This window comes from Stenotrophomonas sp. LMG 10879 (assembly GCF_002750935.1).
Lineage (GTDB): Bacteria > Pseudomonadota > Gammaproteobacteria > Xanthomonadales > Xanthomonadaceae > Stenotrophomonas > Stenotrophomonas lactitubi_B.
The window spans coordinates 165,940-175,031 of sequence record NZ_PEJT01000008.1 but is presented as its reverse complement, the minus strand read 5'-3'; the positions used below and the strand labels follow the sequence as shown (position 1 = coordinate 175,031).

11 protein-coding genes are annotated in these 9,092 nt (G+C 66.3%); 3 read left to right on the top strand and 8 right to left on the bottom strand.

Annotated features, from left to right (window positions below):
- Positions 1–26: 26 nt before the first annotated feature.
- From CR919_RS14200 to CR919_RS14190, 3 genes are all read right to left on the bottom strand, one after another.
- Positions 27–641: a Rossmann fold nucleotide-binding protein gene (locus CR919_RS14200; RefSeq protein WP_243380189.1), complete on the bottom strand. Its 615-nt coding sequence runs from the start codon at positions 639–641 to the stop codon at positions 27–29.
- A complete protein-coding gene (gene cml / locus CR919_RS14195) occupies positions 634–1,851 on the bottom strand; it encodes a CmlA/FloR family chloramphenicol efflux MFS transporter (protein ID WP_099820553.1) in 1,218 nt (405 codons plus the stop codon). The genes CR919_RS14200 and cml overlap by 8 nt, the downstream gene beginning before the upstream one ends.
- A 217-nt stretch (positions 1,852–2,068) precedes the next feature.
- Entirely contained in the window at positions 2,069–2,974 is a 906-nt protein-coding gene (locus CR919_RS14190; protein ID WP_099820552.1) for a LysR substrate-binding domain-containing protein, read from the bottom strand.
- A 106-nt stretch (positions 2,975–3,080) separates the two neighbouring features.
- Here CR919_RS14190 and CR919_RS14185 point away from each other — a divergent pair, with 106 nt between their 5' ends.
- A complete protein-coding gene (locus tag CR919_RS14185; RefSeq protein WP_243380186.1) occupies positions 3,081–4,550 on the top strand; it encodes an MFS transporter in 1,470 nt (489 codons plus the stop codon).
- Positions 4,551–4,636: 86 nt separating this feature from the next.
- Here CR919_RS14185 and CR919_RS14180 read toward each other — a convergent pair whose 3' ends face one another.
- The 5 genes from CR919_RS14180 to CR919_RS14160 all read right to left on the bottom strand — a co-directional run bounded on the left by CR919_RS14180 (position 4,637) and on the right by CR919_RS14160 (position 8,007).
- Complete coding sequence (locus CR919_RS14180; protein WP_099820550.1) at positions 4,637–5,089, bottom strand: PA2169 family four-helix-bundle protein; 453 nt, start codon at positions 5,087–5,089, stop codon at positions 4,637–4,639.
- Between the two features lie 207 nt (positions 5,090–5,296).
- Complete coding sequence (locus tag CR919_RS14175) at positions 5,297–5,794, bottom strand: Ohr family peroxiredoxin (protein ID WP_099820549.1); 498 nt, start codon at positions 5,792–5,794, stop codon at positions 5,297–5,299.
- 50 nt (positions 5,795–5,844) lie between these two features.
- Positions 5,845–6,612 (bottom strand): SDR family oxidoreductase, encoded by a 768-nt coding sequence (locus tag CR919_RS14170; protein ID WP_099820548.1) that lies wholly within the window; start codon positions 6,610–6,612, stop codon positions 5,845–5,847.
- Between the two features lie 115 nt (positions 6,613–6,727).
- Positions 6,728–7,756 carry a LysR family transcriptional regulator gene (locus CR919_RS14165; RefSeq protein WP_165787274.1) on the bottom strand — a complete coding sequence of 343 codons (1,029 nt, stop codon included), beginning with the start codon at positions 7,754–7,756 and terminating at the stop codon, positions 6,728–6,730.
- On the bottom strand, positions 7,753–8,007 hold the full coding sequence (locus CR919_RS14160) for a sigma factor-like helix-turn-helix DNA-binding protein (RefSeq protein WP_099820547.1): 255 nt from the start codon (positions 8,005–8,007) through the stop codon (positions 7,753–7,755). The genes CR919_RS14165 and CR919_RS14160 overlap by 4 nt, the downstream gene beginning before the upstream one ends.
- A gap of 144 nt (positions 8,008–8,151) precedes the next feature.
- Between CR919_RS14160 and CR919_RS14155 the strand changes: the two genes are divergently transcribed.
- Positions 8,152–8,631, top strand: coding sequence for a carboxymuconolactone decarboxylase family protein (locus tag CR919_RS14155; protein ID WP_099820546.1), 480 nt, complete (start codon positions 8,152–8,154; stop codon positions 8,629–8,631).
- Between the two features lie 35 nt (positions 8,632–8,666).
- Positions 8,667–9,074 (top strand): cupin domain-containing protein, encoded by a 408-nt coding sequence (locus CR919_RS14150; RefSeq protein WP_099820545.1) that lies wholly within the window; start codon positions 8,667–8,669, stop codon positions 9,072–9,074.
- Positions 9,075–9,092 lie beyond the last annotated feature (18 nt).

The window sequence follows — 9,092 nt, the reverse complement described above, 5'->3', positions numbered from 1 at the left end:
GCGGGAGAGGAAGTGAAAGCACCAGTTCAGCTTGCCAGCAGCTGTAGATGGCGCAGCTGCGCGCGCAGCTCCGCGATGTCGTGCCACGGCAGTATCGGCGAGTTCCCGCGCTCATCGGGAGGGTTGCCGGGAAGACCATCCGACCAGCCACCCGCGCCCACCAGCGGCAGCAACGGCCGCTTGTGCAGCCAGGCCAGACATACCTCGGAAATCGTACCTGCGCGCCCGCCGATGACGATGCAGGCATCGCCGGCCAAGGCCATGATCAGGTTGCGGGCATCGCCCATGCCGCAGGGCACCACCACCGTTGCCGGCCAGTCCGCTGCGGGCATGCTGCCTTCCGGAATCACACTCAGCACCGTGCCGCCAGCTGCGACTGCATGCTCGGCTGCCACCCGCGTGGCCGGGCTGCCGCAGCCGCTGACCAGGGTGATCCCACTTTCGGCGAGGAATCTCCCCGCCTGTGCAGCAAGGTCGAATGCCGGTGAGCCGGGGTCGGCACTACCAAGGATCGCGATCTGGGGCTTGCGGAAGGATGGTGTCATGGCGCGACCTGGCAATGGGAAGAGAAGCAGGGAGGCAGAGTCGATCAACACAGCGCGCTCGATTGCCCGAGGCGGGACAGTATCACGCTCATCCATCCCTCTCTGATGCTGGCTGCTCACTCCACGACCGTCGCAGCATCGCCAAGCCAACCAGGCTCAGCGCCGGCAGCAGCAGTCCATAGGCCACCAGCGGCCAGACCGTGTCGCCCGGCAGCAGCAGCGTCGCGAGCGTGCCAAGCGTGGCCACGATCAGGCTCTGCACGGCGTAGTACAGCGCCACCGCCGTGCCGGAAGCATCGGAAAAATCGCGCAAGGCACCGTTGGCCGCAACCGCAACGACCATCACGATGCCGATGGCGACCAGCCACATCGGCAGCACGACACTGGCAGATGACGGCGGCAGCATCGCCGCCATCGCCATGACCAGCACGCCGCCGATCATCACCATCAACCCACGCAGGAAGCTGCCACCCATGCCCCATCGCCCGATGAACCACGCGGCAAAGCGCGAGGTAACGATCATCACCAGCGCAACGGTCGCGAAGGCCAGGCTGAAGCCCATCGGCGAATAGCCTGCGCGCCCCATCAGCACACGCGGGGCGATCGAGAAGAACACGAAGAACGTGCCCATCGCTGCACTGAATCCAAGTGCGTGGACCCAGAACCCGGCATTGCCGAGGATGCGTGCGAAGGCTGGCGATGCGTGGCCGTGCTGTGGTGGCCGCGTTTCCTGCCAGCCCCGGCATGCACGCGCACCCGCCAGCAACCCCAACACACCCAGCGCGATGAAGATGGCCCGCCAGCCCAGCGCGTAGGCGATCAACGCGCCTAGAATAGGGCCGAGTGCCGGCACGAATGCCAGCATCGAGGCGAACAGACCATAGAGCGTGGCACCCTCGGCCGTATCGGCATACACGTCGCGCACCGTGGAGAAGGTAGCCACCAGTGCGGCCGACGCCCCAACCGCTTGCACGCCGCGCCACGCAAGGAACGCCCCACCACCACTACACGCGGCGAGCGCGAACGACGCCAGCGTGAACAGCAACGCGCCCATCAGCAGCACAGGCCGTCGCCCGATCCGGTCCGACAGCGGGCCGAAGATCAGCTGACCCAGCCCGAGTACGAGCATGTACAGACTCAGCGTCAACTGGATGATGGCAGGCGATGTGCCGAGTGCATCCGGCATGGCCGATACAACAGGCAGGTAGATATCCATGGCCAGCGAGGCCAGGAGGTCGAAGGGAGCCATCAACGCGATGGCGGCCGGCAGGGAATGGGCCCAGCGAAGGGCCTTTCGATCAGACATGGGGAAACATCCGCTCAGGAGGAAATCCGGCGGTGATCAACCCATTGCGTGGAATCCGCAGGAAAAGACCACCGCAACAACGTGCGTACCGTTGTTGCGGCTCAGCGGACTGTCTGCGGACCGTTCCCGTTGTTCATCTGATGATCCGGTGGAAGATCGAATACGGCCAGTGTAGCAAGGCAATTAGGGGTAACCGGCAACGGCGTCCGGCACGGCGTCAGGGCAAGAGCAGCATGTCGATGCGTCTGGAGGGCGTGCACCGCACCTGCTCGATGAGCCGGCGGACCACCGGCGAGGTTTCCTGTTCGCGGTACAGCGCAGCGATGGTCGAGGCGATGACCGGCCCCGCGATCGGCAGATAGACCACGCCCGGCAGCAGCAGCGTGCGCTGCAGTACCGACGGTACGATCGCCACCGCCCCATCGCCCACCGAGACCTGCGCGAGTACGGCGGCAAGATGGCCGGGACGGGAGCGGATGTCCGGCACGAATCCGCCACGGCGGGCGACTTCCAGCGTGCCTGCCGGCTGCTCCGGCATGATGAATGCCTCCTTTGCCAGCAGCGCCGGCTGCACCGGCGACGCCGCGCGGGCCAGCGCGTGCGATGCCGGCAACGCTACGCAGAACTGGTCTTCGATCAGGATGTGCGAACCGAGCGCATCGGGAATTTCCATAGGAAGCCTGCAGAACACCACATCGATGCGACCGTCCAGCAGCAGGTCCGGCAGGTCGGCCATCGGCCATTCGCCGACCTGCACAACCACATCGGGCGAGGCGCTGCGGAACCGCTGCAACTGCTCCTGCAGCGCGCCCGCATGGACCGCCGAACCCACATAGCCGATCTCGATCCTGCCGATCTCGCCGCGACCGGCGCGGCGGCCCACGGCCTCTGCCTGCTCGAACTGGCGGAGCACGTTGCGCGCTTCGGCCAGGAAGATCGCGCCGGCCGAGGTCAGTGTGACCTCGCGTCGGCTGCGATCGAACAAGGGCGTACCCAGGCGACGCTCGATCTCCTGGATCTGCACGCTCAGCGTCGGCGTAGCGATGCCCAGGCGCAGCGCGGCGCGTCCGAAATGCAGCTCCTCGGCCAGTGCGACGTAGTACTGCAGATGTCGACGGTCCATGCGCGCCCGGTCGTTAGGTTTGACCTAACGTACTTCAAGAACACGGGCAATGAAACAAACGATCGAAGCTGCTTGAATGGGGATTCTTCTTCCACCCGAGTACCTGGTGCCCCTCTCCCCTCCCCGCCGCAGGCCGCCCAACTGGATCCTGATCATCGCCTCGCTCGGCTGCACGATGACGGTGCTGGAAACCAACGCCGTGGCCGTTGCGTTGCCGACCATCGCGCGGGACCTGCAGGCTGACTTCGCCGACATCGAATGGGTGATCAGCTGCTACATCCTGTCCTTCACCTCGCTGCTGCTCCCCGCCGGTGCCATTGCCGATCGCCATGGTCGCAGGCGCGTGCTGCTGATCGGCATCGCACTGTTCGCCATCTCATCGCTGACCTGTGCGTTGGCACCTACGGCCAGCGCCCTGTATGTGGCCCGCGCGTTCCAGGGCGTGGGCGCGGCCTTCCTGCTGGCGCCGTCACTGTCGGTGATCGGCCACGAGTTCCACGAGGGCAAGCAACGCGACGATGCCTGGGCCTTCTGGGGCACGGCAATGGGCATGATGATGGTGCTCTCGCCACTGATCGGCGGGCTGTTGTCCTCGCTGTGGGGATGGCGATCGGTGTTCATCGCGATCCTGCCCTTCCTCGCCTTCCTGGCCTACGGCGCGATCCGCTGGGTTCCCGACTCCGCCGACACGGTGGTACGACCGCTCGATCCGCCCGGCATCATCACCTTCAGCATGGCGATCTTCGGCATCGTGTTCTTCCTCGTGGAAGGACTCGCGCAGGGATGGACATCGGGGGTGGCGCTGGCCGGCCTGGGCCTGGGCGTCGCAATGGGTGCGCTGTTTGCCTGCATCGAACTCAAGCGTCGGCATCCGATGGTCGACCTGCGGCTGCTTGCCAGCCCGCGTTTCGTCGGTGCACTCATCGCCATGATCGGCTACGCGGTCAGCGCGCAGGTGATGGCCTCGATGCTGCCGCAGTACCTGCAGAACGGCGTCGGCCTGAGTGCCCTGGCCACGGGTGCAGGCATGCTGCCGTTCGCTGCGGCGATGCTGCTGTTCCCCAGCGTTGGCAGGCGCCTGGGCCGACGGTTCTCGAGCGAGATGGTGCTGGCCACCGGCCTGTCGGTCACTGCCGCTGGCAACGCGCTGGCCGGTATCGGCGCGTGGCACCACATGCCGACGGTGGCGCTGCTGGCGATGGTCATCATCGGCGCAGGCGGTGGCATCCTCAACGGCGAAACCTCCAAGGCCATCATCGGCTCGGCACCTCGTGACCGCGCAGGCATGGCCTCGGGCATCAGCGCCACGACGCGCTTCGTCGGCATCCTGCTCGGCTTCACGGTGCTCTCCAGCGCCTTGACCGTCGGCATCCGCGCCGGACTGTCAGCACGCGTTCCCGCCGACGACGTCATGCGCCTGGCTGACAGCATTGCCACGGGTGCACTGACCAAGGGAGCCTCGATCGATCTCGCACGGGCGATCTACAGCCAGGGGTTTGCCACATCCCTGTGGACCGCCGCCGTTGCAGCGACGCTGGCCAGCCTGTCCGTTGCCCTGCTAAGGAAGCGTGACTGACGGCAGGTGGTAGCAGGCGCAGAAACGGCCAGGGCAGCACGAAGCTGCCCTGGCCGTGGCGATGTGGGGGCGATCGCCAGATGCGATCAGGCAGCCTTCATCGCGTGCTTGCGATCACGCATCACCGCATGGCATTCCTGCACGTCCGGCAGCCACTGGGTCACTTCCTGGCGCACCGCCGGCGGCAGGTCGTTGTCCTTCAGCACGTCCTTGAACGCGCCCAGCAGGCGATCCTCGGACTCCTCAAGTTCGGCCACGTAGCCGTAGTTGGTATCGCCGAAGGCAGCGCGCACCTTGCCGTAGAACTGCTGCATGGAACCGACCATGGTGCCGTGCTCGGCCGGCTTGCCACCGGTGGCGGCCACCGAGCTGCTCAGCGAGGACACGATGCGGCCCTTTACCCCGGCGATGCGGACGAACAATGCCGACAGCTCGGCATCCTTCACCTTCGTTGCGGCTTCCTCGTAGAAGGACTTGCCATCACGTGCGATCTCGATCAGGTCGTTGAGGCGATGCTCGATGGTGGACTGGGTGCTCATGTGTAGTCTCCTCGTTGGGGAAAGGACAACAGTGGTATCCGTTGCCTGCCACACCAGACTGGCCGAACGCGCGTGGTTCGCGGGTGAGCACCGATTGATGCGGCGATCATGCTGCCCAACGGCACCCCACTGGATCACGCGGGCGACGCGGCGTCTTCACTGCATCTGAATCCCACGAGCGGCCGCACGATATTCGCGACAGGATGTCTAGTCCACAGCCACCCTCACCACATGGCTGATGCCACGATGGAACATCTTCGCGTAGGGGCAGACCCGCTCGGTGTTGCGCACCAGTTCGGCTGCACGTATCGGGTCCATGCCAGGCAGGCACACCACGATCTCGGCCGACAGCAGGTACAGACCGTCCACGGGATCGCGTGCGAACGTCACCGCTACTTCGATGCTCGGGTCGACCAGTTCCAGCCCCGCACGCGCAGCCACCAGCACCATCGCGCCGTGGAAGCAGCCGGCGTAGCCGGCCGCCAGCAGCTGCTCGGGATTGGTACCGCCACCGGCTCCCCCCAGCTCGGCAGGCAACCGCAGGTCCACCGACAGCGCGCCATCATCCGACCGCACCACGCCCGACGCGCGGCCGTGGCCGGCCGCGCCACCGCAGACCCGCACCCGTCCGGTATACAGCGGGCGCACCTCATCACCGCGGTACTTGTCGAGCACGCTGGTCGAAGGAGGCTTCAGCTCGGTCATGGCAGGCTCCTGCAGCGGAAGACACACATGAAGCGCGTATCCACCACGGATCAGGCCGGCTGACCCTGCGCCAGCCCGGACTGCTGCAACCAACGCTCGAAGCCGATGGTGCCGAGCCATGCCTGTCCCACCGGTACCAGGGTGTCCTGCTGCAGCTGCGCACCGAAGTAGCGCGCCTGGGTATCGCCGATCACCTCGCGTGCATCACCGGTCGCCTGCAGGAAGCGATGGGCCAGCGCCGCCATCGATTCGCGCTCCGGTCCCGCGATCTCCACCACGCCATTGACCGGCGCCTGCTGTGCGATGCGCGCAACGGCATCGGCCACATCCTCGGCGGCGATCGGCTGCACTGCGGCGGTAGGCAGATGCAGGGTCTGGCCATCACCGGCGGCCTGGATGATGCCCGGCAGGAACTCGAAGAACTGCGTCGAGTGGATGATCGTGTACGCCAGGCCCGAATCACGGATCAAGCGCTCCTGGGCGATCTTGCCGCGGAAATAGCCGCTGGCCGCCAGCTTGTCGGTACCCACCACCGACAACGCAACATGGTGGCGCACGCCTGCCAGTGCCGCGGCCGCCAGGATGTTGTGGCCGGCAGTCACGAAGAACGACAACACCGCGGCATCTTCGAACGAGGGCGAGTTGGCAAGGTCGACCACGACCTCGGTGCCTTCCATCGCAGCGGCCAGGCCTTCGCCGCTCAGCACATCGATACCGGTGGAAGGTGCAGCGACGACGATCTGATGGCCTGCCGCATGCAGGCGATCAACCACCTTGCTGCCGATACGGCCGGTGCCACCGATGACGAGAATCTTCATGACAGGTCTCCTGGAGCGTGGACGGTGCGGATGGGGTTGCATGCTAGGAACGCGTCGGCCTTGGCAGTAGATCCGCAGCGGGCCACGCACTGTTGCCGCATCGGCACCAATACGCTCATGCCCATGCCGCCGCATCGCGCTGCACCGCCGCCTGCTGTTGCGCCTCCCAGTGCGAAAACACATCCAGATCCAGCGAACGTATGCGTTGGGTGCTGAATTCGATGAACGCGCGGATCCGCTTGGGCAGCTGGCGTCGGCTGAGATAGCACAGGTAGTGGCCGCGATCGTGGGGCGCGTAGCGGTCCAGGCAGGTCAATACAGCACCTCTGCGCAGCGCATCGCTTACCTGGTAGCTGGGCAACTGGGCGATCCCCAGCCCGTCGATCACTGCCTGCAGCACAAGATCGGCATCATTGAACACCACCTCCGCCGGCGGCTGCAGATTCACATCCTGGCCGTCCACGCGGAAATCCCAGCGTTGCAGGCGCCCGCCGGGCAGGCGTCGGCCGATGCACGCGTGGGCGGACACGGCCTCGACCTGCTCCGGCAGGCCGTGCGCCTTTGCATACGCAGGCGACGCACAGATCACCAGCTGCATGGGTACCAGCTGTTTGGCGATGACCTGGCTGTCTTCCAGCACTCCATCGCGGAAGGCCACATCGATGCGGTCTGCTGCCAGGTCCGGCACCTGCTCGTCCAGCAGCAGCTCCACCGAGACCTGCGGATGCTCCGCACGGAAGGCAGACAGCAGCGGCGCGATCACCCGGCGTCCGAAGCCATGGGTCGCACTGATCCGCAGATGCCCGCGCGGCGGCCCCTCACGCAGATCGCGCATTTCGTCCAGCGCCTGCAGGATGCTCGCAACGCCCGGGCTGCAGCCCTCCAGGAACATCTCACCTTCGCGGGTCAATGTTGTCGAACGCGTGGTACGCAGGAACAGGCGCACGCCCAGCTGTCCCTCCAGCTTCTGCACGCTGCGGCTGACCGCCGAACGACCAATGCCAAGGCGATCTCCTGCACGGGCAAAGCTGCCTTCAGCGGCTACCGCGATGAACGCCAGTACGCCGGCGTAACTGGTGGAAAAGGACGCATTGAGGGAATCACGGCCGTCGCTGGCCAGACAGGACTGCGGCATGACGTTCATGGTGTTCCAGGCTCCAGGGAGTCGCGTCGGGCGAGCAGGTGGGCGCGTGCATGGTCCAGGCGCTGGCGGCACGTCGTCAGGTCCAGCCCCAGCAGGGGCACGATGTCTTCGACGCCCGCACCCAGCACGTCATGCAGCAACAGCACGGCCCGCATGTCCGGCGGCAGTTCGTGCAACGCGGCAAGGAAGGCCTGCCAGACCCGTTCACTGGCGGGGCAGACTGCACGGTGCGGGGCAGATGAGGTGTCCATGCCCGGCAGACGGGCGAGCACCGGTACCTGTGACAGGCCATTGGTGATTTCTGCACAACACCGCGCGGCCCTGCCCCCGCCTACCGGGCCTCGGTCAGCGGACGTAGCCTCGCTGCGTCCCTCAACTCCCTCCGGAACATCGCCATGAACCAACGCCTGGACTACGCCGCGCAGTCGCCCGAACTCTTCAGGAAGCTCGGCACCTTCTCGCATGCCGCGCACAACGGTTCGATCGAAGCGGCCATCGTCGACCTGGTCAACATCCGCGCTTCGCAGCTCAACGGCTGCGGGTTCTGCCTGGACATGCACGTGAAGGAAGCGACGATCCGCGGCGAGCGCCCACTGCGCCTGCACCATGTCGCGGCGTGGCGCGAATCGAACCTGTTCAGCGCGCGCGAGCGTGCCTGCCTGGCGTGGACCGACGTGCTCACCCACCTGCCTGCGCAGGGTATTCCGGACGACGTGTACGAGCGCGTGCGCAGCCAGCTGTCCGAACAGGAAATCGTCGATCTGACCTACGCGGTGATGGCGATCAACGCCTGGAACCGCGCCAACGTCGCCTTCCGTACGAAGCCCGGCTCGCTGGACCAGGCCTTTGGCCTGGACAAGGCCGGCCTGGCCTGAGCTTCGACTGCACACGTTCCTGCTGGAGACCTGCCATGCGTTCGCTCCGTTCCTTCGCCCTGCTGGCCCTGTTGCCGTTGACCAGCATTGCCGCCACACCGCCGCCGAGCGCGCCCGAGCCCATCGTGCGCGAGGTCATGACCCGTCCGTTGCCGGAGCAGCCGGGCAAGGAAGCACTGATCCTGACGGTGCAGTACCCACCCGGCGGCGCCGATCCCGTGCACCGGCACGATGCCCATGGCTTCGTCTACGTGCTGCAGGGCCGCATCGTGATGGGCGTGGCCGGCGGCCGCGAGGTGACCCTCGGCCCCGGCGAAGCCTTCCATGAAGGACCGGACGATCTGCACACCGTGGGCCGCAATGCCAGCCAGACCGAACCTGCCACGTTCGTCGTGTTCCTGATCAAGGACATCGGCAAGCCGGCGGTGCTGCCGCCGCACTGACCGCCTCCGGTCCGGCGC

Coding starts and splice junctions, on each gene's coding strand:
- CR919_RS14150 (WP_099820545.1), top strand. CDS start 8,667: ATGCGTTCGCTCCGTTCCTTCGCCCTGCTGGCCCTGTTGCCGTTGACC.
- CR919_RS14170 (WP_099820548.1), bottom strand. CDS start 6,612: ATGAAGATTCTCGTCATCGGTGGCACCGGCCGTATCGGCAGCAAGGTG.
- CR919_RS14200 (WP_243380189.1), bottom strand. CDS start 641: ATGGATGAGCGTGATACTGTCCCGCCTCGGGCAATCGAGCGCGCTGTG.
- CR919_RS14190 (WP_099820552.1), bottom strand. CDS start 2,974: ATGGACCGTCGACATCTGCAGTACTACGTCGCACTGGCCGAGGAGCTG.
- CR919_RS14180 (WP_099820550.1), bottom strand. CDS start 5,089: ATGAGCACCCAGTCCACCATCGAGCATCGCCTCAACGACCTGATCGAG.
- CR919_RS14160 (WP_099820547.1), bottom strand. CDS start 8,007: ATGGACACCTCATCTGCCCCGCACCGTGCAGTCTGCCCCGCCAGTGAA.
- CR919_RS14155 (WP_099820546.1), top strand. CDS start 8,152: ATGAACCAACGCCTGGACTACGCCGCGCAGTCGCCCGAACTCTTCAGG.
- cml (WP_099820553.1), bottom strand. CDS start 1,851: ATGTCTGATCGAAAGGCCCTTCGCTGGGCCCATTCCCTGCCGGCCGCC.
- CR919_RS14165 (WP_165787274.1), bottom strand. CDS start 7,756: ATGAACGTCATGCCGCAGTCCTGTCTGGCCAGCGACGGCCGTGATTCC.
- CR919_RS14175 (WP_099820549.1), bottom strand. CDS start 5,794: ATGACCGAGCTGAAGCCTCCTTCGACCAGCGTGCTCGACAAGTACCGC.